Annotated in this window: 24 protein-coding genes and 1 pseudogene; 7 read left to right on the top strand and 18 right to left on the bottom strand. The window is 72.1% G+C overall.

From position 1 onward, the window contains the following. Window positions 1–147: 147 nt before the first annotated feature. Window positions 148–1,407, bottom strand: a complete 1,260-nt coding sequence (locus tag ASC56_RS01665; RefSeq protein WP_079102219.1) for a DUF6777 domain-containing protein — start codon at window positions 1,405–1,407, stop codon at window positions 148–150. Between the two features lie 231 nt (window positions 1,408–1,638). Between ASC56_RS01665 and ASC56_RS01670 the strand changes: the two genes are divergently transcribed. Further along, the gene (locus ASC56_RS01670) at window positions 1,639–2,925 is read left to right on the top strand and encodes a streptophobe family protein (protein ID WP_371330019.1); all 1,287 of its coding nucleotides are present in this window, start codon (window positions 1,639–1,641) and stop codon (window positions 2,923–2,925) included. Window positions 2,926–3,085: 160 nt separating this feature from the next. On the opposite strand, the gene ASC56_RS01675 is transcribed toward ASC56_RS01670, so the two are convergent. From ASC56_RS01675 to ASC56_RS01690, 4 genes are all read right to left on the bottom strand, one after another. Next, window positions 3,086–4,057, bottom strand: coding sequence for a serine/threonine-protein kinase (locus ASC56_RS01675; protein ID WP_055489293.1), 972 nt, complete (start codon window positions 4,055–4,057; stop codon window positions 3,086–3,088). Then, window positions 4,057–4,644: a hypothetical protein gene (locus tag ASC56_RS01680; protein WP_055489294.1), complete on the bottom strand. Its 588-nt coding sequence runs from the start codon at window positions 4,642–4,644 to the stop codon at window positions 4,057–4,059. Before ASC56_RS01680 ends, ASC56_RS01675 begins: the two co-directional genes overlap by 1 nt. 5 nt (window positions 4,645–4,649) lie before the next feature. Further along, window positions 4,650–6,977 (bottom strand): FHA domain-containing protein, encoded by a 2,328-nt coding sequence (locus ASC56_RS01685; protein ID WP_055489295.1) that lies wholly within the window; start codon window positions 6,975–6,977, stop codon window positions 4,650–4,652. Between the two features lie 61 nt (window positions 6,978–7,038). Further along, entirely contained in the window at window positions 7,039–7,449 is a 411-nt protein-coding gene (locus tag ASC56_RS01690) for a hypothetical protein (RefSeq protein WP_055489296.1), read from the bottom strand. 400 nt (window positions 7,450–7,849) lie between these two features. Here ASC56_RS01690 and ASC56_RS01695 point away from each other — a divergent pair, with 400 nt between their 5' ends. After that, window positions 7,850–8,236: a nuclear transport factor 2 family protein gene (locus ASC56_RS01695; RefSeq protein ID WP_055489297.1), complete on the top strand. Its 387-nt coding sequence runs from the start codon at window positions 7,850–7,852 to the stop codon at window positions 8,234–8,236. Between the two features lie 68 nt (window positions 8,237–8,304). Here the strand turns inward: ASC56_RS01695 and ASC56_RS01700 are convergent, their stop codons facing one another. Further along, complete coding sequence (locus ASC56_RS01700; protein WP_079102220.1) at window positions 8,305–10,899, bottom strand: ATP-dependent Clp protease ATP-binding subunit; 2,595 nt, start codon at window positions 10,897–10,899, stop codon at window positions 8,305–8,307. Between the two features lie 124 nt (window positions 10,900–11,023). On the opposite strand from ASC56_RS01700, the pseudogene ASC56_RS42730 reads away from it, so the two are divergent. After that, window positions 11,024–11,272, top strand: a pseudogene (locus ASC56_RS42730) (DUF1905 domain-containing protein); the annotation flags it as partial. A gap of 130 nt (window positions 11,273–11,402) precedes the next feature. Here the strand turns inward: ASC56_RS42730 and mgrA are convergent. Further along, on the bottom strand, window positions 11,403–12,392 hold the full coding sequence (gene mgrA, locus ASC56_RS01705) for an L-glyceraldehyde 3-phosphate reductase (RefSeq protein WP_055489298.1): 990 nt from the start codon (window positions 12,390–12,392) through the stop codon (window positions 11,403–11,405). A 120-nt stretch (window positions 12,393–12,512) separates the two neighbouring features. On the opposite strand from mgrA, the gene ASC56_RS01710 reads away from it, so the two are divergent. Both ASC56_RS01710 and ASC56_RS01715 read left to right on the top strand, forming a co-directional pair. Continuing rightward, the gene (locus ASC56_RS01710; RefSeq protein WP_055489299.1) at window positions 12,513–13,412 is read left to right on the top strand and encodes a LysR family transcriptional regulator; all 900 of its coding nucleotides are present in this window, start codon (window positions 12,513–12,515) and stop codon (window positions 13,410–13,412) included. A 77-nt stretch (window positions 13,413–13,489) separates the two neighbouring features. Next, window positions 13,490–14,005 (top strand): DinB family protein, encoded by a 516-nt coding sequence (locus ASC56_RS01715; RefSeq protein WP_055489300.1) that lies wholly within the window; start codon window positions 13,490–13,492, stop codon window positions 14,003–14,005. On the opposite strand, the gene ASC56_RS01720 is transcribed toward ASC56_RS01715, so the two are convergent. From ASC56_RS01720 to ASC56_RS01735, 4 genes are all read right to left on the bottom strand, one after another. Continuing rightward, window positions 13,987–15,057, bottom strand: a complete 1,071-nt coding sequence (locus ASC56_RS01720) for an adenosine deaminase (protein ID WP_055489301.1) — start codon at window positions 15,055–15,057, stop codon at window positions 13,987–13,989. The two genes, ASC56_RS01715 and ASC56_RS01720, sit on opposite strands and share 19 nt — an antisense overlap. Before the next feature lie 39 nt (window positions 15,058–15,096). Next, window positions 15,097–15,489 (bottom strand): VOC family protein, encoded by a 393-nt coding sequence (locus ASC56_RS01725; RefSeq protein ID WP_055489302.1) that lies wholly within the window; start codon window positions 15,487–15,489, stop codon window positions 15,097–15,099. Between the two features lie 303 nt (window positions 15,490–15,792). Next, complete coding sequence (locus ASC56_RS01730) at window positions 15,793–16,722, bottom strand: M56 family metallopeptidase (RefSeq protein WP_107309150.1); 930 nt, start codon at window positions 16,720–16,722, stop codon at window positions 15,793–15,795. Next, window positions 16,719–17,090, bottom strand: a complete 372-nt coding sequence (locus tag ASC56_RS01735; protein ID WP_055489303.1) for a BlaI/MecI/CopY family transcriptional regulator — start codon at window positions 17,088–17,090, stop codon at window positions 16,719–16,721. The genes ASC56_RS01730 and ASC56_RS01735 overlap by 4 nt, the downstream gene beginning before the upstream one ends. A 127-nt stretch (window positions 17,091–17,217) precedes the next feature. Here ASC56_RS01735 and ASC56_RS01740 point away from each other — a divergent pair, with 127 nt between their 5' ends. After that, complete coding sequence (locus tag ASC56_RS01740; protein WP_371330020.1) at window positions 17,218–17,946, top strand: phosphatase PAP2 family protein; 729 nt, start codon at window positions 17,218–17,220, stop codon at window positions 17,944–17,946. A gap of 19 nt (window positions 17,947–17,965) precedes the next feature. On the opposite strand, the gene ASC56_RS01745 is transcribed toward ASC56_RS01740, so the two are convergent. The 6 genes from ASC56_RS01745 to ASC56_RS01770 form a co-directional block, all read right to left on the bottom strand. After that, window positions 17,966–18,871, bottom strand: a complete 906-nt coding sequence (locus ASC56_RS01745; RefSeq protein WP_055489304.1) for an oxidoreductase — start codon at window positions 18,869–18,871, stop codon at window positions 17,966–17,968. A gap of 58 nt (window positions 18,872–18,929) precedes the next feature. Then, the gene (locus tag ASC56_RS01750; protein ID WP_055489305.1) at window positions 18,930–20,300 is read right to left on the bottom strand and encodes an RICIN domain-containing protein; all 1,371 of its coding nucleotides are present in this window, start codon (window positions 20,298–20,300) and stop codon (window positions 18,930–18,932) included. A gap of 64 nt (window positions 20,301–20,364) precedes the next feature. Next, window positions 20,365–21,075: a chitinase gene (locus ASC56_RS01755; protein WP_055489306.1), complete on the bottom strand. Its 711-nt coding sequence runs from the start codon at window positions 21,073–21,075 to the stop codon at window positions 20,365–20,367. A gap of 245 nt (window positions 21,076–21,320) precedes the next feature. Then, entirely contained in the window at window positions 21,321–22,643 is a 1,323-nt protein-coding gene (locus ASC56_RS01760) for an aldehyde dehydrogenase family protein (RefSeq protein ID WP_055489307.1), read from the bottom strand. 181 nt (window positions 22,644–22,824) lie between these two features. After that, on the bottom strand, window positions 22,825–24,030 hold the full coding sequence (locus ASC56_RS01765; RefSeq protein WP_055489308.1) for an RNA polymerase sigma factor: 1,206 nt from the start codon (window positions 24,028–24,030) through the stop codon (window positions 22,825–22,827). Then, window positions 24,030–24,386, bottom strand: a complete 357-nt coding sequence (locus ASC56_RS01770; protein WP_055489309.1) for a YciI family protein — start codon at window positions 24,384–24,386, stop codon at window positions 24,030–24,032. The genes ASC56_RS01765 and ASC56_RS01770 overlap by 1 nt, the downstream gene beginning before the upstream one ends. A 99-nt stretch (window positions 24,387–24,485) precedes the next feature. Here ASC56_RS01770 and ASC56_RS01775 point away from each other — a divergent pair, with 99 nt between their 5' ends. Then, complete coding sequence (locus ASC56_RS01775) at window positions 24,486–25,526, top strand: acyl-CoA dehydrogenase family protein (protein WP_055489310.1); 1,041 nt, start codon at window positions 24,486–24,488, stop codon at window positions 25,524–25,526. Window positions 25,527–25,595: 69 nt separating this feature from the next. Here the strand turns inward: ASC56_RS01775 and ASC56_RS01780 are convergent, their stop codons facing one another. Continuing rightward, window positions 25,596–26,738, bottom strand: a complete 1,143-nt coding sequence (locus ASC56_RS01780; RefSeq protein WP_055489311.1) for an LLM class flavin-dependent oxidoreductase — start codon at window positions 26,736–26,738, stop codon at window positions 25,596–25,598. Between the last annotated feature and the right edge of the window lie 11 nt (window positions 26,739–26,749).

Here is a 26,749-nt window from a genome sequence, read left to right on the forward strand (position 1 = left end):
CGGCGTCGGACCGACCGAGAGCCCGGCGTCGAAGCGACCGAGAGCCCGGCGTCGAAGCGACCGGAGCCCGGCGTCGGACCGACCGAGAGCCCGGCACTGGACCGACCGGGAATCCGGCGTCGGAGCGACGGGGGCGGCGGCCGACGGTCAGGGCGAGCTCGTGGGAGACACCGAGGACGGCGTCGGCGCGGACGACGGTCCCGACGCCGACGAGGCCGACGGGGGCGGGGGCGTCGGGCCCGGGGGCGAGGCCGACGGAGGCGGGGCGGAGGTGGGGGCCGGCGACTCCGGCGAGGAGGCAGGCGGAGACGAGGTGGGCGGGGGTGACGACGTCTGCGGTGCGGGCGTCGACACACTCACCGGCGGGGTCGGTTGTGCCGGCGGACTCGTCTTCTGGTCCTGATGGCCCGTCTGGTCGCCCGACCGGCGTGCGAACCAGTCGTCGTGCGCGGTGTCGAACAGGACGAACGCGTCGATGGAGGTGGGCGACGGTGAGACCACCACGACGTTCTGCGGCTCGAACCCGGGCCAGCGATCGCCCGTCTCCTTCGGCGTGGACTTCTGCGCGACCGGCGGGGTGAGCGGATTGCCACAGGCGCACCGGACCCGTGGCACGCCGCGGCCGTCGGCCAGGACGGCGGTACCGGCCTGCAGGATCGCCTGGTAGCTGGTGGCCGCGCCGTCGCGGAAGCCGTGGTTGGTCACCCGGGTGTCCAGGCGCAGCCGCAGGGGTGTCAGCGAGCGCAGATAGGCCGGTACCTCGGACGGCTTGATGCCGAGCACGGACGCGAACGCGGTGTTCTTCGCCGGGGCCGCCTGCAGCGCCCTGATCTGCTTCTCCGTGTCACAGGCGGCGACGCTGCGGGTACCTCCGTACAGGCCGGGCGCGGAGCCGTCGACGGCGCGCGTCACGTTGGCGGCCTGGGTCGGGCCCCCGGGGGACGGGGTCGAGGGGGCCGCGGAGCTGTCCGTCGCCGACGACTCCGTGAAGGGATCCGGGCCCGTCCTGTCGGCCGCCTGCAGGAAGACCTCACCGCCCGAGGAGGAACCACCACCGCCGGAACGGGTGAAGACGAGGCCGAGGACGACCGCGGCCACGGCCACCAGGGACAGCAGCGCGACCCGGGGCGCGGACCTCCACCATGGCCGGTGCGCTCCCCCACCGGTGTCGCCCGGGCCGAGCGGACCGTCGGGCCCCGAAGGGCCGCCAGGACCGGAAGGGCTGGAAGGGCCGCCAGGACCTGAAGGGCCGGAAGGGCCGCCGGAGCCGTCCCTGCCGCCGCCCGAGGGTCCGAGCGGCGCCCGGCCGTCGTCGGGCTGTGTGGGGCTCGGCCGGGAGGAGCCCGCCAAGGGGCCCGAGGGAGGCCCCGGGGGGCGGCTGCCGGATGACGGTGGTTCGGCACTCACGAGCACTTCCTCCCGTCGTGGGCACAGACAGCGCTACAGGGCGCTTCGCCCCATACACACCGATTCCTTCCACAACGAGCCCATTGTGTGCCGGAGTCGGGGACGCGCCGCAAGCGGAGACGGCGCCCGGCGGGCGGACGGAGAGGCGGCTCGCGGCGTGCCGAGGGGCCGGTCCCACGCGGTCGGCCCATCCGGCGAGCGGGGGGCCAAGAGGCTGCCTAGCGTGGCAACGTGAGCGCCCCGACCTCGTCCGGCCAGGCCGTGGCCCGCACCGGCGGCCCGCCGGCCATCCCGCACGGTTGGGTCCAGGCCCTCGCCACGGTGCTGGCCGCGCTCCTCGTCATGGGGCTGCTCACGGCGCTCGGGCTGTGGGCGGCGGGCGGGACGGGCATCCCCGACAACGGGTTCCCCCGGGTGGTCGTGGCCACGGTCGTCATGGCGGTCGGCGGAACCGTGAAGCTGGCGGGCGACGCCGGCCCGCTCGCCGGCTCCCGGGCTGGTCTGACGGTGATGCCGCTGTCGGTGACGCTCGCCGGGGCGCTGGTGCTCGCCGGGGGATTCCTGCGTCCCCTGCGCCACCGTGCCGTGGCCGGTGCGCCCGAACTGGCGGGCTGGGCCGGCCGGATCGCCGTGCTGTGGCTGCTTGCGCTGGTCGGACTGGCGTTGGCGGCTCGCCAGACGTTCGCGATCCCGCTCGGCGGCGGCACGATCGGGGACATCGGCGACCTGTTCGGTATCTCCCCGAGGATCGGCTACACCACGGATCTGCCGTCGACCGTGCTGTTCGGGCTGCTGTGGCTGGCGGGCGTGTTCGTCCTCGCCCTGCTGGTCTCGCGCGGCGCACCGCTCCCCGCCCGGCTGCTGCGTTTCCAGGAGTCGGTGCGCCCCGCCGCGTACGCCATGGTGGCCCTGCTCCTCGCATACGTCGCCCTCGGCGTCGTCATCGCGCTGGTGGTGGCGGCGACGCGCGGGCACCCGGCCGAGACCCTGGCGGTCATGCTGCTGGGTCTGCCCAACCTGGTGTGGCCGGTGTTCACCATCGGTCTGGGCGCCACCTGGCACGGGCGCGTGGACGGGCCGTTCGGGCTGCCCATGCCCCATCTGCTCGACGAGGTGCTGCGCACCCCGGACGTCTCGCAGCTCGACCTGGGCACGCTCGCCGCCCATGACGGCCGGGTGTGGTGGCTGGTGGTCGTCGACGCCCTACTGGTCCTCGCCGCCGCGTTCGTGATGGCGGCACGCTCACCGGCGCGCATGCGGCCCTGGCAGCATGCCGTGCGCATGGCGGTCGCGCTGGTGCTCACCGTGCTCATGATCTGTCTGGTCGGCCGGATCTCGGCACACTACGGTCTGTCGCTCGTCGGCGTCGGCGACCTGAGCGGCGGACTGTCCGGGGTGCTGTTCCTCGAGCCGGAGCCGTGGACGGCGCTCGGCCTGGCCGCCCTGTGGGGGCTCGTCACCGGGTTCGTCGGGGGGCTGCTCGCCAAGGGGGTGCGTCGACGGGGCGAGGTTCCCTAGTGCTGCGACCGGAAAGGTTCACCGGCTCGCGACGCCCGGCACGGCACCTCGCCGCGTTGTCGCATCGCCCGAGTACATCCAGTACGCGGGCGACGCTCCGCCTTGCGATGCACCGCACCGGACGCCGCGAGCTTCCCGGCAAACCTTTCCGGCCACAGCACTAGCCTCGACGGCGGAACACGGGCCGGGCCCAGTCCGGCGGGGCGGGCACCTCCTCCTGGCGCACCGCCTGGGTCGCGGCGCGGGCCGCGGGCCCGGTGCCCGCCGTCGCCGCGCGCAGGGCCGCCACGAACGCGAGGCACGAGCCGTACCGGTCGTCCGGGCTCTTGGCCAGCGCCTTCGCGAAGACCGCGTCGACGGCGCTGTCGAGGTCCGGGCGCATCCCGGTGAGCGGGGGCGGCTGGTCGTACTGGTGGGCCCACAGCAACGCCATGTCGTCGTCGCGCAGGAACGGCGGCCGCCCGGCCAGGGTCTCGTAGACCACGCAGCCCAGGCCGTAGACGTCACAGCGCCCGTCGACCGGCTTCCCGGAGATCTGCTCGGGCGCGACGTAGTCCAGAGTGCCCACGAACTGGCCGACCGTGGTGAACCCGGACAGCGACAGCGACTTCTTCGTGAGGCCGAAGTCCGTGAGGTAGACGTGCTCGGGGTGGTCGCTGTCCGTCCCCTCGGCCACCAGCACGTTGCCGGGTTTGACGTCGCGGTGCACCAGGCCGTGGTCGTGCGCCGCGTCCAGCGCCGAGGCCACCTGGACGGCGATCCTGAGGGCGGTCGCCGACGGCAACGGCCCCTCGCGGTCGAGGAGACGGCGAAGGTCGTGCCCGGCGACGTACCGCATGGCGATGTACAGCACGCCTTCCGTCTCGCCCGCCTCGTACACCGGCACGATGTGAGGGTGGTCGATGGCCGCGGCCACCCGGGACTCGTGTGTGAAGCGGCGGCGGAACGTGTCGTTGCGGGCCAGTTCGGGCGCGAGCAGCTTCAGCGCGACCGTCCGGTCCAGGCGCAGGTCCCGGGCACGGTAGACCACGGCCATGCCCCCGCGGCCGATCTCCTCCTCGATGCGGTAACCGGCGATCCGCCGGCCGTCCGGTTCGGAGGGACGCCCGGAGAGCGGGGCATCGCGCGCCATCAGCGGTCACCGGGGCCCCGGGGGACCAGTCGGGTCGGTTCGTGGCCGTTCGCGTCCGCCGCGGCCGTCGTCCCGCCCCTGGCCCACGGCTCCTCCGCGGCCGACGGCTCCCCCGTCGCCGCGTAGGTGCCGAGCCGGGTCCCCTCGCAGTAGGCCCACCGCTCGTGTGCCACGTCGTACAGCCAGACGGACTCCCCGTCGACGACGACCCCGATCCTGAGGCCGCGCGTACGGTCCCGGAAGGACTCGCCGTCCAGACGGCCCGCCGCGAGGTCGTCGACCGCGGCCCGGTAGCGGGCGAGCGCCTCCTCGGCACGGGCGAGCGGCGTGCGCGGGTCGGCCATGCCGGCCGGTGGGCCGCCCGCGAGGGGCGGTGCCTGCGGTACGGCGACCAGGAGGCGGCCGTCGACCCAGGCCGACCAGCCGTTGGCGCACACGACGCGGCCCCAGTCGCCGCGCCGGTCGGCGAGCTGGACGGGCAGCAGGGCGTCGAGCGGGACCGTGGGCCGGGAGTGGTCGGGGGTCTCCCAGGCGGGCATCCCGTCCCGGGGGACGACGTGTGTCGGGCGGAAGCCGGGGGTGGTCATGGCCGCTACTTCCGCATGACCGCGGGCTCGTGCCGGCGCAGCAGGCGGGCGACGGCCCACCCGCAGCCGGCCGACAGTACGGCGAGCATGCCCATGTCGAGCAGCCAGGTGCCGGTCGCGTGCCGGAAGAGGGGATCGGTCCTGTCGGGCGCGAGGCGTACGAGGTCGATCGTGCCCGCCATCGCGCCGAACGCCCATCGCGACGGCACGAGCCAGGACAGCTGGTCGAGCACCGCCACCCCGTTCAGCGTCAACAGGGCACCGCAGAACACCACCTGGACGATGGCGAGGAGCACCAGCAGCGGCATGGTGACCTCCTCCTTGCGCACCAGGGCGGAGACGAGCAGACCGAGCATCATCGCGGTGAACGCCAACAGGGCGACGGCGAGGGCGATCTCCACCAGCGGGGGCATCAACACGCCCTTGCCGCCGGGTGCGTTGAGGTCGACACCGAGCAGCGCGACCAGGGTGAGCACGACGGCCTGCAGCACGGTCACGGTGCCCAGCACCACCACCTTGGACATCAGATACGCCGATCTGGACAGGCCGACCGCCCGTTCCCGCTGGTAGATCACGCGTTCCTTGACGAGTTCCCGTACGGCGTTGGCCGCGCCGGTCAGCACGGCGCCGACACACAGGATGAGCAGAGCGTTCAGGGCCGTCTCGGGGGTGAACCTGCCCTTGGCCAGTGCCCGGGCCATGGCGCCCATCACGAACGGCAGCGCCACCATGATGACGAGGAACGTGCGGTCGGCCGCGAGGGCTGCCGCATACCGTCTGACGAGGGTGCCGAGCTGGGCGCCCCAGCTCTGTGCGTGCGGCGGTGGGCCGACGGTTGCCGAAGGGGCGGCCCCGGGCAGGTGCGGCTGTGCGGACGCGTTGACGACGTAGTGGCGGTGGAACGGCGAGTCGCGGTACTCCTCCGCCCAGTCCCGGTCGCGATCCCGTTCGAAGGCCTCGAACGCCTCCGGCCACTGCTCGAAGCCGAAGAAGGGCAGCGTGTCCTCGGGCGGCCCGTAGTAGGCGACCCGGCCGCCGGGGGCGAGCACCAGAAGACGGTCGCAGACATCCAGGCTGAGCACGCTGTGGGTGACGACGATGACGGTCCGTCCGTCGTCGGCCAGGCCGCGCAGCATGTGCATCACCGAGCGGTCCATGCCCGGGTCGAGGCCGGAGGTCGGCTCGTCGAGGAAGAGCAGCGACGGCTTGGTGAGCAGTTCCAGGGCCACGCTGACGCGTTTGCGCTGGCCGCCGGAGAGGCTCTGGATGGACTGTCCGGCCCGCTCTTCGAGGCCCAGCTCACGGATCACCTCGTCGACCCGGGCCCGGCGCTCCTCCCGTGCCGTGTCCTGCGGGAAGCGCAGCTCCGCCGCGTAGGTGAGGGCGCGGCGCACGGTGAGCTGGGCGTGCAGGATGTCGTCCTGCGGAACGAGCCCGATGCGCTGGCGCAGCTCGGCGTAGTCGCGGTAGAGGTCGCGGCCGTCGTACAGGACCGCGCCGCGCTCCGCGGGGCGCTGTCCGGTGAGGGCGTTCAGCAGCGTGGACTTGCCGGCGCCGCTCGGGCCGACGACGGCCAGCAGGCATTTCGCGCCGACGGGAAACGACACCTCGTCGAGGAGGGTCCGGCGCCCGCGGTCGACCCGCACGGTCAGGTCCTGGACGTCGAGCGAGACCTCGCCGGTGTCGACGTACTCCTGCAGCTCGTCGCCCACCAGGCAGAACGCGACGTGGCCGATGCCGACGATGTCACCGGGCGTGACGGGGGCGCGGGTGACGGGCCTGCCGTTGAGGAAGGTGCCGTTGTGGCTGCCGAGGTCGACGATCTCGTACGTCCCCTCCGGGTGCACCCGCAGCTCGGCGTGCCGGCGGGAGACCACGAGGTCGTCGATGACCATGTCGTTGTCCGCGCCGCGACCGATGCGGACGGTGCGCGTCGGCAGCGGGCGCACGTTCGTCGGCTGCCGGAAGGTGCCCGTGGCCGCGGGCAGGGAGACCTGGGAGGGCCGCTGCGCGGTGCGGTCGACGAGGACGGCACAGGGGCCGTCGGCGGGGTTGGCGAAGTGGATCACGCTGCCGGGTCCGACGCCCCACTGGTGGACACGACGGCCGTCGGCGTAGGTGCCGTTGGTGCTGTTCTCGTCCGCGAGCAGCCAGTGACCGGCCTCGGCGCGCAGGACGGCGTGGTGCCAGGAGACCCGGGCGTCGTCCAGGACGATGTCGCTCGACGGGTCGCGTCCGACGCGGTAGTCACGGCTCGGACTCATCACCGTGGAGCCCGTCTCGGTCTCCAGGACGAGGACGGGCGCGGTCAGGGCGACCGGCCGCTCTTCCATGCCCTGAATTCTAGCTATTCGTCCACATGTGCGCCTGATCGGCGACCGACCCCTCGGACGGTCAGGCGGCCGGGGTGGAGAGTGCGTGCGCGAACCGCTGCATCCGCAGCGCGTCCACGGACTCGGCGAGCAGTTCGTACTCGGTGGTGTCGTCGCTGATGGCGATGCGGACCAGTCGTCCGGCGGCCAACTCCTCGGCGACCCGCTCCTGTTGTCGGTCGTCGCCACACCAGGCACGCAGCACGCTCGGCACGTCGGGGACCGTGTCGGCGACGGGAGCGATGGAGTTCGGCGGGAAGAGCGGGTTGTCGGGGTGCGGGTCGAGCCGTTCGGCGATCCAGGAGGCACGGTCGCGCATCCACCACAGGGCGAGGGCGAGCGTGGGCGCGCGGTAGGTCCCTAAGGGCACGCCGACGCGTTGACCTCCACATATGCCGTATGCCGTCACATGGCACAGGAATTCGTCGTGCACGATCGTCCCCCAGTGCGGTGCTCGGTGCCGGGCCGGCCCGTGGTGCCTTGCGTACGCTCGCTGTGCACGTGGGCGACCCGGACGCGGCACGGGTGGCGCACTTCGTTCATGCCCGAATCACCCTGTCAGTCGAGTATCGCCACTACTGACACTCTGTCACCATGTGATTTCAGCCAGTCTCTTGGCATATTCACCAGCGCGCCCTGGCCGAAACGAGGTCGCGCCGGATGGCGGGGCCCTCTCGTGCGGCGCCCCGGCCGGGCGGCGTGGCGCTTACCCGGGAGGTAATCGACGCACCGGGCGCATGCGGGCATGGTGGCGGTGTCGGCTCCCGACGGGCACCACGCCCGGGATCCGGCTCCCGACCGACATCCCTGACCTCGCTGGAGGCTGCTCCGTCATGTCCGCAGACAACAACCGCTACGAGTCCGCCGTCGCCCGCTACTTCGAGGCGTGGAACACACCCGACCCACAGGCGTTGGCCACGGCGGTCGCCGCCGCCTGGACCGCGGACGGAAGCTACACCGATCCGCTCGCCGACGTCAGCGGGCACCAGCAGATCGCGGCCGTGATCACGGGCGCGCACGAGCAGTTCCCGGGCTTCTCCTTCCGGCTGTCGGGCGCGGTCGACGGGCACCACGACATCGCCCGGTTCGCCTGGGAGTTGGTGAGCGAGGCGGACGGCGCCGCACCCGTCGCCGGCTTCGACGTGATCGCCCTGGGCGAGGACGGGCGCATCCGCAGCGTCCACGGGTTCCTGGACCGGCTCCCGGCGGGCGCGGCCTGAGACGGACCGAGCCGGGCCGGCCCGGGGGACGTTGCCGCGTGCCCTCCGAACCGACCCGGCGTACCGCCCTACTCGGGCTCGTCGAACTTCGCGTCCACGATGCCGCCCGAGTCCGGCTTGTCCTTGCGCTCCGTCGTTCCCTTCGTCTGCGTCGCTCCCTTGGCCTCCTTGGCCTCGGCCGCTCGCTTGGCCTCCAGCTCCGCCTGCTCCTCGGGGGTCTTCGCCTTGAGGCTCAGGGTCAGCTCGTCCTCCATGACATCGGCGATGACCGTGTCGCCCGGGCTGAGCGTGCCGTCCAGCAGCATGTTCGACAGCCGGTTGTCGAGTTCCATCTGGATGGTGCGGCGCAGCGGCCGGGCCCCGAACTCCGGTTGGTAACCACGGTCGGCCAGCCATTCCTTGGCCGGGTCGGTGACCTCCAGCTGGACGCCCTGCGCGTGCAGCCGGCGCCTCGTGCCCTCGAGGAGCAGGTCGACGATCCGCACCAGGTCCTCGCGGCCCAGGGAGTGGAAGATGATCACTTCGTCGATCCGGTTGAGGAACTCGGGGCGGAAGTGCGCGTGCAGCTCCGCCATCAGGTCGTCCCTGATCTCCTCGATGTCGCCGGTGTGGTCCAGGATGTGCTTCGAGGCGATGTTGCTGGTCATGATGAGGACGGTGTTGCGGAAGTCGACCGTGCGTCCCTGCGCGTCGGTCAGCCGTCCGTCGTCCAGGACCTGCAACAGCAGGTTGAACACGTCCGGGTGGGCCTTCTCCACCTCGTCGAACAGCACGACGCTGTACGGCTTGCGGCGCACCGCCTCGGTGAGCTGGCCGGCCTCCTCGTAGCCCACGTATCCGGGCGGGGAGCCGACGAGCCGGGAGACGGTGTGCTTCTCCTGGAACTCGCTCATGTCGAAGCGGATCATGCGGTCGGGGTCGCCGAAGAGCAGTTCCGCGAGCGCCTTGGCCAGTTCCGTCTTGCCGACGCCGGTGGGGCCGAGGAAGAGGAAGCTGCCGGTGGGCCGCTTGGGGTCGCCCATGCCGGCCCTGCCGCGGCGCACGGCCTGGGCCACCGCGGTGACCGCCTGGTCCTGACCGATGACCCGCTGGTGCAGCAGCTCCTCCAGCTTCATCAGCCGCTCGCGCTCGGTCTCGGTCAGCTGGGCGACCGGGATGCCGGTACGGGCGGAGAGCACCTCGGCGATGTCGTCGACGGTGACGACGGGGGTCGTCGGTACGCCGCCCTCGCTGATCTCCGAAAGCTGCTGCTCCGCCTCGGCTATCCGGCGCTTGATCTCACTCGCACGCTCGAAGTCCTCGGCATTGACCGCCTCGTCCTTCTCCCGGCGCAGCCGGTTCAGGTGCTCCTCCAGTTCCACGATCTCGGTGTCGCTCACGGTGCGCAGTGCGACCCGGGCTCCGGCCTGGTCCATGAGGTCGATGGCCTTGTCGGGCAGGAACCGGTCGCTGATGTAGCGGTCGGAGAGGGAGGCCGCGGCGTCCAGCGCCTCGTCCGTGTAGCGGACTTGGTGGTGGGCCTCGTAGGAGTCACGCAGCCCGCGCAGGATCTCGATCGTCTCCTCGACGGTGGGTTCGGGCACCATGACCGGCTGGAAGCGGCGTTCGAGCGCCGCGTCCTTCTCGATGTGCTTGCGGTACTCGTCGAGAGTGGTCGCGCCGACGACACTCAGGTCGCCGCGCGCGAGCGCGGGCTTGAGGATGTTGCCGGCGTCCATGGAACCCTCGCCGGTGGCGCCCGCGCCGACGACCGTGTGCAGCTCGTCGATGAAGAGGATGATCCCCTTCTTGGACTCGGTGACCTCGTCGATGACCTTCTTCAGGCGTTCCTCGAACTGGCCCCGGTACTGGGACCCGGCGACGAGGCCGGCCATGTCGAGCGCCACCACACGGCGGTCCTTCAGCACCTTGGGCACCTCGCCGGCGACGATGCGCTGCGCCAGACCCTCGACGATCGCGGTCTTGCCCACGCCCGGATCGCCGATGAGCACGGGGTTGTTCTTGGTCCGTCGGGAGAGGACCTCGACGGTCTGCTCGATCTCGCTCGCCCGCCCGACCACGGGGTCGAGGCGGCCGCTGCGCGCCTCCTCGGTGAGGTCACGCCCGTACTCGTCGAGCGTCGGGGTCTCCGTTTGCGCGGCTGCCCCGCGCCCTGCCTTGCCGGCGCCGCTCAGCGCGCCCGGAGAGGCACCCTCGGCCTGGAGGGTCTGGGCGAGCGGCGAGCGCTGATCGTCGAGCAGCGCGGCGAGGATGTGCTCGGGGCCGATGTAGGAGGAACCAGCCGCCTGGGAGCGGGCGTGAGCGGCGAGCAGGGCGCGCTTGGCCGTGGGAGTCAGCGCGGGCTCCCCGGTGCCGGTTCCGGATGGCAGGGACCCCTCCAGGTCCCGGGCGAGCCGGTCCGGATCCGCTCCGGCCTGCTCCAGCACCTGGCGCGCGGCCGGCACCTGGGTGGCGGCCCACAGCAGGTGCACGGCGTCGAGGTCGGATCCGTCCTCGGCCGCCCGGCTGCCCGCGGTGGCGAGCAGTTCGTTCGAGGAGTCACTGAGGAGACGTCCGATGGGGACGCGTTGCACGGCCGGCGGGGAGGTCGCCGGGCTCATGCCGAAGAAGCGATTGAAGAGTTCGGCGAACGGATCGCCGGACCCGAACGGCGAGATGCTCACGATTGACCACCCGTCCGGCGGCGACACACGGCCGCATGCCGGCCGCCGTAGTCGTTTGCCCGTACTTGCCCAGTCTTCGCCACGTCGTCCGCCATCACAACCGCAGGGCTCCGGTCACATCAGGGTGATTCGGGGGTGGCCTGCGGCGGGGTACCCGGAAGTCGGTCGACGGTTCGTGCCCGCTCGATTCGTCGCGTTCTTCGGGACGCGCGGCCTGGTCGAGGTCCGGGGCACGATCGACGGCCATCCCTTTCGGGGCTCGTTCACGGCGCTGGGCGACGGCACGCACGAACTCCCTGTGAAGGCGGACCTACGCAGGGCGATCGGCAAGGAGGCGGGCGACACGGTGAGCGCGCACCTGCACGAACGGCTGCCGGGCAGGAGGGGGCAGGCCGGGCCGGGGCCGACGAGCGGGAGAGGGACGGCGCGTGCGGGCAGGCGGCCGCCCGGAGGCGGGCGAGGGCCTCCGGGCGGTGCGGCGGGAGCACGCCCCGTCGGCCGGTCTACCGCTTGAGGATCGCGTCGATCCGAGCGAGCTCCTCCGCGTCGAAGTCCAGCGTGCGGGTCGCCGCGACACTGTCCTCCAGCTGCTGCGGGCTGCTCGCGCCGACCAGGGCCGAGGTCACCCGGCCGCCGCGCAGCACCCAGGCCAGGGCCATCTGTGCCAGCGACTGGCCCCGGGACCTCGCGATGTCGTCGAGTGCGCGCAGCTGTCCCACCAGGTCCTCGGTGAGCGAGTCGGCGGTGAGGAACGGACTGTCGCTCGCCGCCCGTGAACCCTCCGGGATCCCGTCGAGGTAACGGGCCGTCAACAGGCCCTGCTCCAGCGGCGAGTAGGCGATGGAACCGACCTTGAGTTCGTCGAGCGTGTCCAGCAGCCCGTCCTCGGGACGGCGGTCGAGCATCGAGTAGCGCGGCTGGTGGATCAGCAGCGGGGTGCCCAGTTCACCGAGGATGCGGGCGGCCTCGCGGGTCTGCTCCGGCGAGTAGTTCGAGACGCCGACGTAGAGCGCCTTGCCCTGCTGGACCGCCGAGTGCAGGGCGCCCATCGTCTCCTCCAGAGGAGTCTCGGGGTCCGGGCGGTGCGAGTAGAAGATGTCGACGTAGTCCAGGCCCATCCGCTGCAGGCTCTGGTCGAGCGAGGACAGCAGGTACTTGCGCGAGCCCCATTCGCCGTACGGGCCCGGCCACATGAGGTAGCCGGCCTTGGTGGAGATGACCAGCTCGTCGCGGTAGGGCGCGAAGTCGGCCTTCAGGGCGTCACCGAGCGCGGACTCGGCGGCGCCGGGCGGCGGGCCGTAGTTGTTGGCCAGGTCGAAGTGCGTGACACCGAGGTCGAAGGCGCGGCGCAGGATCTGCCGCTGGGTCCCCACCGGGCGGTCGGGGCCGAAGTTGTGCCACAGGCCGAGCGACAGCGCGGGCAGCTTCAGGCCGCTGCGTCCGGTGCGGCGGTAGGGCATGGCCTCGTAGCGGGCGGGATCTGCCGTGTACAACGTGCACTCCAGAAGACGTGTTTCCTGACGACTCATGCTTCGCGGTCCACTCTCGCCCGGCCGTCCGCCAGCGGTCCAACAGAGGAATCGGATGGGATTGAGCGTCTACGCTTCTCAATCATGGAATTGCGCCATCTCCAGCACTTCGTCGCCGTCGCCGAGGACCGGCACTTCACCCGGGCGGCGGAACGGCTGACGGTCTCGCAGTCGGGCCTGTCCGCCTCGGTCCGTGCCCTGGAGCGGGAGCTGCGGGCCCCGCTGTTCGTGCGCACCACCCGCAGCGTCACGCTCACGGAGGCGGGCCGTGCCCTGCTGGTGGAGGCGGAGCGGATCCTGGCGCAGGTGCGGGCGGCCCGCGAGGCGGTGGCGGCCGTCCAGGGAGTGCTGCGCGGCACGCTGTCCCTGGGCACCGAGCAGTGCATCGCCGGGGTGGACGTGGCAAGGCTGCTCGCCGCCTTCCGGCGGCGGCACCCGCATGTGGAGATCCGGCTGCGGCAGGCGGGCTCGGGTGCGCTCGCCGAGGAGGTCGCGGCGGGCCGGCTGGACCTGGCGTTCGCGGTGCGGACCCGGGCGGACACCGAGCAGCTGCGGTCGGTCCCGCTGACGAGCGAGCCGATGACCGTGCTGTGCCACCCGTCGCACCGGCTCGGGGGCGGCCGGCCGGTCACTCCCGAGGACCTGGGCGGCGAGGCCTTCGTCGACTTCCATCCCGACTGGGGGCCGCGCCGCACGACCGATGCGGCGTTCGCGCAGGCGGAGGTCCAGCGGACCGTCACGCTGGAGGTCAACGACGTGCACAGTCTGCTGGAACTGGTCCACGAGGGGCTCGGCATCGCCGTCGTCCCACGCCACTACGGACACAAACGGGAGGCGGCCTCCCTCGTCTCGCTCCCCGTCAGGGGCGCCCCCGCGTACGAGACGGTCGCCATGCTGCCGCCGCACCGGGCGACCAGCCCGGCGGCTCGGGCGTTGATGAGCCTTCTCACAGTGGGCGGGCAGGACGGGTCCCCGCAGGGCTGACCACCTGACCGGCGCCGCATCCTGGGAGGCGTGGAAATCGCCGGGCGCGCGCGGCCGCGATACGCGAGGGTGGACCCATGCATGCAAAGGACATCCTCATCGACGCGTACGGTCGCATCCAGGAAGAGGTCCATGCCACCGTCGACGGCCTGGGTCCCGACGTCCTCCACGCCCGGCCCGCCGAGAACGCCAACTCCATCGCGTGGCTGATCTGGCATCTGACCCGGGTGCAGGACGACCACATCGCCGACGCCGCCGGCCTCGACCAGGTCTGGCTGTCACAGGGCTGGGAGAAGCGCTTCGGGCTCGATCTGCCCCGCCGGGACACCGGTTACGGGCACAGTCCGCAGAAGGTCGCCAAGGTGCGGGTGGAGTCGGCCGACCTGCTCACCGGGTACTACGACGCCGTGCACGAGCAGACGCTCGGGTTCCTGCGCGGGCTGACCGCCAAGGACTTCGAGCGCATCGTGGACGAGCGCTGGGATCCGCCGGTCAGCCTGGGTGTACGGCTGGTCAGCGTCCTGTCCGACGATCTGCAGCACGTCGGACAGGCCGCCTATGTACGGGGGCTGCTTCAGAGCGCGGTCTCGTAGCCGGGCAGGATCACGTCCCGGATGAGGGCGACCCGCTCGTCGAACGGGATGAACGCGCTCTTGACCGCGTTCACCGTGACCGTGCGCAGATCCTCGACGCTCCAGCCCGCCTCCTCGACCAGCAGGGACATCTCGCGGGTCATCGTCGTGCCGGAGACCAGACGGTTGTCGGTGTTGAGGGTGATCCGGAAGCCCAGGTCCTTCAGCGCCGTGATCGGGTGCTCGGCGATCGAGGATGCGGCGCCCGTCTGGAGGTTGGACGTCGGGCACATCTCCAGCGCGACACGGCGGTCGCGCACCCAGCCGGCGAGCCGGCCGAGCTTGCCGTCGACGATGTCCTCGGTGATGCGCACGCCATGGCCGATGCGCTGGGCCCCGCAGACCTGGAGGGCCTGGTGGATGCTCGGCAGACCGTGCGCCTCGCCCGCGTGGATGGTGAACGGGACGCTCTCGCGGCGCAGGTACTCGAAGGCGGCCAGATGGTCGGCGGGCGGGAAGCCGTCCTCGGCGCCGGCGATGTCGAACCCGACCACGCCGGCGTCGCGGAACGCCACCGCGAGGTCGGCGATCTCCCGGCTGCGGTCGAACATGCGCATCCCGCACAGCAGGGTGCCCACCCGGACCGGAGTGCCGGCGGCCGCCGCCTTGGCCATGCCCGCGGCCAGTCCCTCCTGCACGGTCTCGACGACCTCGGGCAGGGTGAGGCCGCCCTTCAGCATCAGCTCGGGGGCGTAGCGCACCTCGCCGTAGACGACCCCGTCCTCGGCCAGGTCGAGGACGTACTCCTCGGCGGTGCGCAGCAGGCCCTCACGGTTCTGCATCACGGCGAGGGTGTGCTCGAAGGTGGCTATGTAGCGCACCAGGTCGCCGGAGTTGGCGGCCTCGTAGTACCAGTCGGCGAGCGCCTGGGGATCGGTGGTGGGCAGGGTGTGGCCGACCGTCTCCGCGAGTTCCACGAGGGTGGCGGGACGCAGACCGCCGTCGAGGTGGTCGTGCAGCACGGCCTTGGGGAGGCGGCGGATGGTGTCGGTGTCGATGCGCGGGACGGTCATGTGCGGTGGTTCCTCGGCGGGTGGTTCTCGGGGGGCAGGTCACTCGGCGGGCTGGAGCAGGTCCCAGCGGTTGCCGTACAGGTCCTGGAAGACGGCGACCGTGCCGTACGGCTCGTGCCGCGGTTCTTCCAGGAAGGTCACGCCGGCCGTGGTCATGCGGACGTGGTCACGGGTGAAGTCGTCGGTGTGCAGGAAGAAGCCCACGCGTCCGCCGGTCTGGTCACCGACCCGGAGACGTTGGGAGTCGTCCTTGGCCCGGGCGAGCAGCAGCCCGGTGCCGTGGCCCGCGGTGCCGGGCTCGACGACGACCCAGCGGGAGCCGTCCGGCCGCGGCTCGTCGGCCGCGAGCCGGAACCCAAGGGCCTCGGTGTAGAAGCGGATCGCCTCGTCATAGTCGTCGACGACGAGGGTGACCAGGGCGATGCGTCTCATCGGGCCTTCCAGGAGGTTATACGTAACACGTTGCAGGTAGCGTACGGCATCCTGTCAAGTGGCCCGATCGGGGCCAGGCATGTGATCGGATCGCGGTGGAGGTCGAAGCCGCTCCGGGCGGGCGCAGCGCCCGCGCTGTGGGCGGGGGCCCGGCGGGGGCGCGCCCGCACCCGCGCTGTGGGCCCCGGCCCGGTGGGGGCGCACGCTCACCGCCCCGGGCCCCGGCCCGGTGTGCGAGGTCCTGGCCTGCTCACCCGCCCAGCGGAGGTGAGGCCCGCGCAGGACGCCCACTCGGCGCGCCGGTCAGTGTCCCTCTTCGCCCTGGGCGATCTCGACCTCGTGATGGAAGCCGATGATGCCGGTCGCCGAGGCGCCGACCGAGACGGTGGCGCAGGCGACGAGGAGAACGGCGATCCAGCGGGCGGCCCGGTGCGGCGTGCGCGGGGGCGCCAGCAGGGCGGCGACTCGCTGCGGCACCGGTCCGCTGGTCGCGGCGGCCGCGAAGGCCGGCCGTTCCTCGTTCGCCGCATGGGCCGCGAGCGCGGCGCGGCCGATCGCCCGGGCGGTCAGCCGGCGGTCTCCGACCACCGTGGCGGCGGCCTCGTCGGCGGCTCGCTCGACCGCGAGCCGGATGACCCCGGCCACGGGCCGCAACCCGGGGTGGCAGTGCGCGGCGAGTTCGGCGACCGCGAGGAAGTAGTGGTGGCCGCCCGCGTTGTGGGCCCGCTCGTGGGCGAAGAGCGCCTCGCGCTCCTGCGGGCTCAGGCTGCGGAGCATCCCCGTGGTCACGACGATGCGGTGCGGCCGACCCGGCAGGGCGTACGCGTCCGGGTGCGGGGAGTCGATGACGCAGAGGTCGCCCGCGGTGGAGCGGCGGTCCGCCTCGGTAGTGGCGGCACGGAAGGCCCGGGCCTGGCGCAGCACCGTACGGCCCACGGTCCACAGGCACACGGCGAGCCCGCCGACCGAGAACGCGGCCGCGGGTACGACGAACACGGCCGAGCCCGCGCGCAGTGGGCGTACCAGTTCACCGAGCGCGGCGAAGAGGCGCAGTTGGAGCAGCCCGGTGAGCACGAAGGCGCCCAGCGCGGTCAGGGAGCAGCACGCGACCACGATGGTGGAGACCGTCACCACCCACAGCGCGCTCACGGGCGTGAGCCGTTCGAGGGCGCGCCGTGCGAGTGGGGCCATCGTGAACGGCAGCGCGAGCGGTACGAGGAGCAGGAAGGTCACTGCTCACCGGATTCCAGCAGGTCCCGCAGGACGCGCTCGTCGTCTTCGCTGAGCTGGGCGACGAAACGGGCCAGCACGGTGTGCCGGTCGGTGTCCCGGTTCAGCTCGGTGTGCATGCGCCGGGCGGTGAGCCCGTGGGCGTCCTGGACGGGGAAGTAGACGTAGCCGCGGCCCTGGCGCCGGCGGTCGACGATGCCCTTCTCGTGCAGTCGGGACAGGATCGTCGTCACCGTCGTGCGGGCGAGACCGGTTCCGAGGCTCAGCTGCACCTGGCTCGGGGTCCGAGGTGCGCCGGCGGCCCACAGGGCAGCCATGACGCTCGCTTCCAGTTCACCCGCGGGGCGGCGCTCGTCCTTCGCTTCGGTCATGGAACCTTCCTCACCCCGCCGTCGTCTGCATTTCTGTAGACCGTCTACAGGATTGTAGTCTTCGCGGGTCCGGCCGGGCCCGTCCCGCCCGTCCATTATGAAAGGGGCTCACGACCATGGGCGCAGCATGGCGCACCGTACCGCCGCACGTCGCCGCCGTCCCCGGGACGCCGTCGTGAAGCGGACGGACACCGCCGACCTCGCCGGTTCGACGGCGGTGGGCGCCCTGGTGGCCTTCGTGCTGCTGGCGCTGACCGTCACGGGACACGGTGGCACCCCGCTCTTCGGCGACGAGGACCTGGTGGAGTGGTCGGCCGCCCATCGCCCGCATGTCGCGGTGGTGGTGGCCCGGGCGCTGACGTACACCGGGACGGGGCTCGTTCCGTATCTGCTCGCCGCCCTTGCGGGACTCCTGATGGGGCGGTCGACGCGGCGGCGCGTCCTCGCGACGGCGGCGTGTCTCGCGTCTCTGGGCGCCGGTCAGGCCGTGCGGTACGGAGTGATGTCGCTCGCGGCCCGCCCGCGTCCGGCGGCCCAGGACTGGGTCACGCATGCGTCCGGCTGGTCCTTCCCCTCGGGTCATACGACGACGGCCGCGATCACGGCCGGACTGCTGGCCCTCGCGATCAGGGCCCGTGCGCCACGGGGCGCAGCCTGGCTTCTGGCCGTGGTCCTCGGCTGGGGCGCCTCGGTCGGCCTGACCCGCGTGTACCTGGGCGTCCACTGGTTCTCCGACGTCCTGGGCGGCTGGCTGTTCGCCGTGTGCTGGCTGAGCCTGTGCGTGTACGCCGCCGCCCGGCTGACCCCCAGGCTGGACGCCCGCACACCACGGCCCGTGGAGTCGTCGACGTCCTGAACGGGCCCGCGTTCGGCGCTCACTCTGCCTGGCGGTGCAGCGCGTCGAGACGGGCCATCTCGTCGTCCGTCAGCCGCAGCGCGCCCGCGGCCACGTTCTGCACGAGGTGATCCGGGTTGCCGGTGCCCGGGATAGCCAGGACGTGCGGCCCCTGCTGGAGTGTCCACGCGAGCCGTACCTGGGCGGGCGTGCCAGCGTGCGCCCGCGCGATCGCCCGGACCTCGTCGCCGTCGTCGGCGGCCGGGCCGTGCGGGCCGCCCTTGCCGGCGACCGCGTAGAACGGCACGAAGGCGATGCCCTGTTCGCCGCAGATCCGCAGGAGTTCCTCCGTCTGCGGACGGTGCGCGTGGAGCCCGTACTGGTTCTGTACGCACACCACCGGCGCGATCGCCTGCGCCTCGGCGAGGTGGCGCGGCTCGACGTCCGAGACGCCGAGGTGCCGGATCAGTCCGGCGTCGCGCAGTTCCGCGAGCGCCCCGAAGTGCTCGGCGATGGAGTCCTGCCGCATCCGGCGGAGGTTGACCACGTCCAGCTGGTCACGGCCGAGCTGCCGCAGGTTCTCCTCGACGTGCCCGCGCAGCTGGTCCGGCCGGGCCGAGGTGCCCCACTCCCCCGAGCAGTCGCGGAACGGGCCGACCTTGGTGACGATGACCAGGTCGTCCGGGTACGGCGCCAGCGCGCTGTTGATCAGCTCGTTCGCGGAGCGCAGCGACGAGAAGTAGAAGGCGGCCGTGTCGATGTGGTTGACGCCGAGCTCGACCGCCTTCCGGAGCACGGCGATCGACTGCTCCCGCTCGCTCGGCCTGCCGAGGTGGAAGGCGGCACTGCCCGTCAGCCGCATCGCGCCGAAGCCTATGCGGTTGACGGACAGGTCGCCCAGCTTCCAGGTACCCGCGGCGTCCGCGGTGATCGTCGGTGAGGTCATCCGGGGATCATGCGCACACCGCGCGCGGCGGCGCATCTGGTTTCGCTCGTCCGAGTGCTCACGGGTAGGTGTAGGTGTTGAGGGTGTTCACGGCGGACGCCGGGTCACCGAGGTCGTAGCGGTCGACGGCGAGGAAGTTGGGCTTCTTGCGGGCGGCGGGCTGGCAGAACCGCTGGGCGCGGTCGGCCAGTTTGGTGTTGTCCGTCTGTGCCGTGGACGCGATCGTCGCGTCACGGAAGTGGTTCATGACGAACAGCGGGCGGAAGCCTGGTTCGGTGCGGGTCAGGGGGATGGCGGTGTTCGCGTCGTACCAGCGGCTGTAGCAGGACCAGTCGGAGGAGCCGATGCCCGAGCCCATGGACCAGTAGTTCTCCACCGTCCAGTCCTTCTGGTACATCACGCCGAAGCTGTCGCGGGTGAGTCCGGCGGCCTCGTCCGAGGAGCGGCTGTGGTCGGTGAAGATCAGCAGCCGGTGGTTCGCGGCGATCAGATCGGCCATCTTCGGCCAGCCGTGCTGCCGCACCCCCGTCTGGTCGGGGCGGTAGAGCACGTCCGACAGGCCGTTGACCCGGGCCAGTTCGCTGCGCAGGACGCCCGGGTCGACGTAGTCCTCGAGGAAGACGGTGATGAACTGATCCGGGTGCGCCTTGAGGAAGTCCACGATGCGCTGGACGTCCACCCACAGGGCGACCGGACGGCTGACCAGGGTGCAGCTGTTGTGGCAGAGGATCGCACCGTCGGGAGTCTGGTGGATGTCCAGCATGAACCCCCGTACGCCGTCCGCGAGTTGCTGGTTGATGCCGCGCGTCTGGTTGGGCACCAGGTTCACGAAGGGCGGGGCGAAGCCGCCGTCGACTCCGTTGGCGTACGCGTTGTGCGCGGTGAGGAACGTGACCTGGTCGAGGGTGCGCTGGTCGGCGGACGGCATGGGGCTGGTGGGCGAGACGACCGGCGTGAGGTACCAGGAGGCGAGGCCGCCCGAGGAGCCGATGGCCAGTTGCGCGGGGTAGTTGGCGCCGGCGGGCTTGGCCGCGACGGTCAGGTAGCGCTCGGTCCCGGGAGCCTTGAGGGTGTACTGGTCACCCCCGGCGGGCGTGATGTCCCAGACCGCGTCGGCGCTCGCGCATGCGACGGTGCGGGCCTGGTCGCCGGAGCGACCGAGGCAACTGCCCGTGGTGTCTGCGCTTTCGAGGACGTACGACGTCCCGCTCGCTCTCAGGTTCCACTGCTGGTGGTCCTCATTGCCCTTGGGGTTGTGCTGTTCGACGGCGCCCCCGTTGTCGGCCGCGTCGAGTCCGGTGGTCGCGCTCTGGACGTAGTAGGCGCCCGCGGCCGGAACCGCCGGCGCGGCGCTGGAGGTTGCGGGAGGCGCCACGACCGCGGCGGCCAGTGCCGCGGTCGTGGCGAGCAGGGCGTGGGGGGTGCGCATGACGGATGTGCCCTTCGTTTCGGCTGATGGTCAGGTGCATGACACCATGCCCTGCGGTACGCCGTCAGCAGGAGAGGTTGCCGCCCGGTGAAACTCCGAGGATCTGGGTGAAGCGCCGGTAGGCGTCGACACGGCTCTGCACCTGCGCGGGGTTCCTGCCGTCGCACTCCAGGGAGCCGTTGATGCTGCGGATCGTCTGGCCGAAGCCCGCGCCGTTCACCATGGCGTTGTGGCCGGTCATGGATCCGGGGCCGGACTGGGTGTTCCAGTACCACAGGCCGGTCTTCCAGGCGACGGCCGCGTCGTTCTGCACCCGGTACGGGTTGTCGAGCAGGTCGATGCCGAGCGCGTCGCCCGCGGCCTTGTAGTTGAAGTTCCAGCTGAGCTGGAGCGGCCCGCGCCCGTAGTACGCCGCTTGGCCCGCCGGACAGCCGTACGGCCGGCTCCGGTCGCAGTAGTGCGGGTAGTTGGCGGTGTTCTGCTCGACCACGTACACCAGCCCGCCGGTCTCGTGGCTGACGTTGGCGAGGAAGGCCGCGGCCTCCTGCTTCTTCACCGTGTCGCTGCCGGTGTTCGCGAAGGCGGGGTACGCACCGAGGGCGGCGGTGAGACCGCTGTACGTGTAGAAGCCGTTCCGGTTCGGGAACATCTGGTTGAACTGCGCCTGGCTCACGACGAAGCCGGCGGCGGATGCCGTGGGGGCCGACTGCAGCACCAGAGCGGCGCCCGAGACGGCGAGCGAGGTCAGGGCTGCGGCGATGCGGCGCTTCGACACGGGTCAACTCCTCTGCGGGGCACGGCCGCTCCCCACGAGGCAGGGCGGAGCCGAGCCTTGTGCGCATGCGCCGGTGATACCGGCCACGGCGTGGGGGCGGCCGTGGTGGGGGGTGTGGAGGCACACTCAATCGCTTTGGTCTGTACCAGTCAAGGGTGTAGACCAGTCAATGGCCGACAACCACAGCACGACGCGGGCCCGGTCGCACATGCGGCCGGGCCCGGCAAGTCTCTTGTTCGGAGGTCTCAGCCCAGGGGCTTCTCCAGAACCGCCTTGCGGTGGCTGAAGGTCTCGATCGAGTAGCGGCCGTGGTAGCTGCCCATGCCACTCTCCCCCACGCCGCCGAACGGCAGGTCGGAGACGGTGAGATGGGCGAGCGGCAGGCCGTAGCCAAGGCCGCCGGAGGACGTCTCGGCGGCGATCCGCCGCCGGGTGTCGTCGGACTCGGTGAAGACGTACAGCGCCAGCGGCTTGTCGCGGTCGTTGATGAAGTCGATCGCCTCGTCGAGACCGGCCACGGTGACGACGGGCAGGACCGGGCCGAAGATCTCCTCCTGCATCACAGGGGACTTGGGGTCGACGTCGGCCAGGACGGTCGGCGCGATGTACTTCGTCGGGCGGTCACTGCCGCCGCCCACGACCACGCGACCGGAGTCGAGCAGGCCGCTGAGTCGGTCGAAATGGCGTTCGTTGACGATCCGGCCGTACTCGCCGTGGCCCGCGGGGTCCGTGCCGTAGAGCGCCTCGACGGCCCGGACGAGCGCCGGTTCGAGGGCGGCGGCGGTCTCCGGGTCGGTCAGGACGTAGTCGGGGGCCACACACGTCTGCCCCGCATTGAGGAACTTGCCGCGGGCCAGTCGGTCGGCGACCACGTCGAGATCGATACCGCGGTCGACGAACACCGGTGACTTGCCGCCGAGTTCGAGGGTGACCGGGGTGAGGTGCTCGGCGGCGGCCCGCATGACGATGCGGCCGACGGTCCCGTTTCCGGTGTAGAAGATGTGGTCGAAGCGCTCGGCCAGCAGAGCCGTGGTCTCCGGGATACCGCCCTCGACCACGGCGACCGCCTCGGTGTCGAGGTACGCCGGCAGCAGGCGGGCGAGCGCGGCCGAGGTCGCGGGAGCCAGCTCACTGGGCTTGGCGACGACCGCGTTGCCGGCGGCCAGCGCGCCGATCATGGGGGCCAGCAGGAGCTGGGCCGGGTAGTTCCAGGGCGCGATGACCAGAACCACGCCGAGCGGGTCGTACTGCGTCCACGCCGTCGCGTCGCCGCCGAGGTGCGCGGGGACCGGGGCGGGGTCGGGGCGCAGCCACTGGTCGAGATGCTGGAGGGTGTGGTCGATCTCGCGGGTCGTGAAGTCGATCTCGGTGCGGTAGGCCTCGGTGGAGCTCTTGCCCAGGTCGGCGTGGAGGGCGGCGGCCAGCTCCGGGCCGTTCTCCGCCAGCATCTCGCGCAGGCGGCGCAACTGGGCCGTGCGCCACTCGACGGGCTTGGTGCGGCCGGTGCGGAAGGTGGCGCGCAGCCGGGCCACGATGTCGGCGGGCTGCTCGGGGCTGGGGTGGTTCACGGTGCCTCGCTGCTGGTGCGGGGTCCTTGCGGCCCGCAAGGACCGTCTCGGTCGGTCAGGTGTAAATGCCAACCTTTCATGGGGCCCCGTCCATTCCGGTGGCAGGGAGAACCCGGCCGTCTGAGCCGTACGTCACACCCGACGGCCGTGGGGCCCCGACCCGCTGCGGGCGAGCGGGGTGTCAGAGGTCCGCCCCTCCTGCCGCCTCGCGCCGCCGCCGTTCCAGGTGGGCGCGTTCCGCCGGACTCCCGGTACGGGCGATGGCCGCCTCGTAGGCCCGTACGGCATCGGCCGCGCGTCCCAGGCGGCGCAGCAGGTCGGCGCGGACCGCGTGGAAGACGTGGTAGCCGTCGAGGTCGAGGGAGTCCACCAGCTCCAGAGCCGATCGCGGGCCCTCGGTCTCGGCCACGGCGACGGCCCGGTTCAGGGCCACGACCGGACTCGGGGTGAGGGCCGTGAGCTGGTCGTACAGCCGAAGGATCTGTCCCCAGTCGGTGGCGTCCGCCGTCGGCGCGTCGCTGTGCACCGCGTTGATCGCGGCCTGGACCTGGTACGGCCCCGGCCGGTTCCGGCGCAGACAGCGGCGGACGAGCGTCTGGCCCTCGGCGATCAGGTCGCGGTCCCAGCGGGTGCGGTCCTGCTCGGGCAGCGGCACCAGCTCCCCGTCGTGCCCGGCACGGGCGCGGCGGCGCGCCTCGATCAGCAGCATCAGCGCGAGCAGGCCGGTCACCTCGGGCTCGTCCGGCATCAGCTCGGACAGCAGACGGCCCAGGCGCACGGCTTCGGTGCACAGATCGGGCGAACCGGAGTAACCCTCGTTGAAGATCAGGTAGATGACGGCCAGCACACCGTTCAGCCGGTCGGGCAGGTCCGCGTCGCGGGGCACGCGGTAGGGGATGCCCGCGGCCCGGATCTTGGCCTTGGCCCGCACCAGGCGCTGCGCCAGCGTGGGCTCGGGCACCAGGAAGGCCCGGGCGATCTGCGCCGTGGAGAGCCCGCCGAGCAGGCGCAGGGTCAGCGCGACCCTTGCCTGCAGGGCGAGTGCCGGGTGGCAGCAGGTGAAGATCAGACGGAGCCGGTCGTCGCGCACGGGTCCCTCCTCGGCCGGTGCGTCGGGCGCGTACAGCCGGGCGGCCTCGGCATGGCGGGCGTCCCGGGAGGACTCACGGCGCAGCCCGTCGATCGCGCGGTTGCGCGCGGTGGCGATGATCCAGCCGGCCGGGCTCGGCGGCACGCCGGTCTCCGGCCACTTCCGCAGGGCCCTGGTGAAGGCGTCCTGGACCGCTTCCTCGGCGAGGTCGATGTCGCCGAGGAAGCCGACGAGGACGGAGACCGCGCGGCCGTACTCGGCGCGGAAGACGGCCTCGACGTCGGTGGCGTCCGGCATCAGTCCTCGGCCGTGTGCATGAAGGGGCGCACCTCGATGGGGAGGGTGGTGGCCCGTGCCGCCTTCCGGCCCCAGTCCAGGGCGGCGTCCAGGTCGGGGGCCTTGATCAGGCAGAGGCCGCCCAGATACTCCTTGCCCTCGGCGTAGGGCCCGTCGGTGATCAGCACATCGCCGTCCTCGGCCCGCAGGACGGTGGCCGTCTCCGGGCCGTGCAGTCCGCCGGCGAAGACCCAGGCTCCGGCCTCGCGCAGTTCCTCGTGGAAGGTCTCGACGTTGTGCATGATCGCCGCGAGCGCCTCGGCCGAGGGCGGCTCGCCCTCGCTCGGCTGGATCACACTGAGCAGGTAGTACTTCATGACGTCCTCCTTGGCGCCGTGGGGGCTCTCCCACCTCCTACACGAACGGCACAGCCCCGGATCGACACCTCGCCCGACGACATCGGGAGAATCTTCCTCATGACCACCACAGCACACCCTCTCGTCGCCCGTGCCCGGCAGCTCGCGGAGGACCTGCTCGCCCCGAACGCCGCTCGTGTCGATCAGGAGGGCGTGCCGGCGAGCCATGTCGAGGCGGTGAAGCGGTCGGGGCTGCTCGGGGTGAGTGCGCCGGTGGAGTACGGCGGGGCGGGGGCACCCTCCGCGGTGGCCCGGGAGATCGCGGAGATCCTGGCCGGCGCCTGCTGCTCGACGTGGTTCGTGCAGACGCAGCACCACACCCCGGTGGCGATGCTGGCGAAGAGCGAACGGCCGGTGCGGGAACGGCTGTTGGGTCCGCTGGCGCGCGGCGAGCTGATGTCCGGGGTGGCATACGCCCATCTGCGCGCGCACCCGCGGACCCCGGTGCGCGTGACCAGGGAGCGGAACGGTTGGCGGTTCAACGGGACCGTGCCCTGGTACACGGGGTGGGGCCTGAACGACGTGATGCTGCTCGCCGGGTGGACCGACGCCGACGAGGCGCTGTTCGCGTTCACCGAGGCGCGCGAGCAGCCGGGCCTGCGGGCATCGGAACCGATGCGGCTCGCCGCGCTCACCGCCGCGCGCACGGTCTCGCTGGAGCTGGACGGGCTGTGGCTGCCGGACGAGGCGGTGGCCGCGCGCATGCCGCACGAGCAGTGGTCGGCGACCGACCGCGCGAGGACCGTGAACGCCTCGCCCGCGGTGTTCGGCATCGCCGAGGCTGCGCTTGACCTGCTGGAGAAGGACAGCGCGGGCCCGCTGCGGGACCGCGTCGACAAGGTGCGGCGCCGGGCCTACACCCTGGCCGACCACCCCGTAGCGCAGGAACACCACGAGGAGCGGCTGGCTTTGCGGACACAGGCGTTCGACGTGATGCGGACGGCCACCACCGCGGCGGTGGTGGCGGGCGGCGGACGAGCGATGACGCTCACGAGCAAGGCCCAGCGGCTGGCCCGCGAGGGGATGTTCCTCCTGGTCCAGGGCCAGACGGCGGAGTCACGCCGGGCACATCTCACGGCCCTGGTCGGGAGCGCCCCATGAAGGGCGCGGGGAACTGCGTGACCAGCCACCTACGGACGCACGGCGGCGGGACGGCCTCCGCCACCCCGCTCAGCTCGCGAACGGCACCTGGGCCGAGGGAACCGCGTCCTTCCCGACCGGATGCCGCCACACCCCCTGGGCGGCAAGTCGCGGCAGCACGCCCTCCCCGAACCAGTACGCCTCCTCCAGATGCGGATAGCCGGAGAGCACGAACTCCTCGATCCCCAGCGCGGCGTACTCCTTGATCCGTTCGGCGACCTCCTCGTGGCTGCCGACCAGTGCCGTGCCCGCCCCGCCCCGCACCAGGCCGATCCCGGCCCACAGGTTGGGGTGGATCTCCAGCCCGTCCCGGCTGCCGCCGTGCAGCGCCAGCATCCGCTGCTGCCCCTCGGACTCGCTGCGCGCGAGCCCCGCCTGGACGGACTTCACGGTCTGCGGGTCGAACCCGTCGAGGAGCCGATTCGCCTCCGCCCAGGCCTGCTCGGAGGTGTCGCGGGTGATGACGTGCAGCCGGATGCCGAAGCGGAGGGTGCGGCCCTCCCGGGCGGCCAGCGAGCGGAGCCAGGCGATCTTCGCGGCGACCTGCGCGGGCGGTTCGCCCCAGGTGAGGTAGACGTCGACGTGCCGGGCGGCGATCTCGCCGGCGATGGGAGAGGATCCGCCGAAGTACACCTCGGGAACCGGGTCGGGCACCCGGGCCAGCTTCGCGTCCTCCACCTGGAGGTGCCGACCGTGCAGGTCGACCGTCTTGCCCTCCCACAACTCCCGTACGACCTGGAGGAACTCCCCCGTACGGCGGTAGCGGGCGTCCTTGTCCAGGAAGTCACCGTAGGCGCGCTGCTCATGGCTCTCGCCGCCCGTGACGACGTTCAGCAGGAGCCTGCCGCCGGTCTGCCGCTGGAAGGTGGAGGCCATCTGTGCGGCGAGCGTGGGCGAGACGAATCCGGGCCGGAAGGCCACCAGGAACTTCAGGCGTTCGGTGTTCTGGCTGACCATCGCGGTGGTCAGCCAAGCGTCCTCGCACCAGGCACCGGTCGGGGTGAGCGCGCCCACGAAACCGAGGTCCTCGGCCGCGCGCGCGATCTGGCTCAGATAGGCGACCGTCGGCGGCCGGTCCCGTCCGAAGACCGTGGCGGGGGTGCCGTGGCCGCCGCCGACGACATGGCGACTGTCGCCGTTGGTGGGGAGGAACCAGTGGAAGGTGAGGGACATGGGGAGTCTCC

The organism is Streptomyces sp. TP-A0356, assembly GCF_001417775.1.
Lineage (GTDB): Bacteria > Actinomycetota > Actinomycetes > Streptomycetales > Streptomycetaceae > Streptomyces.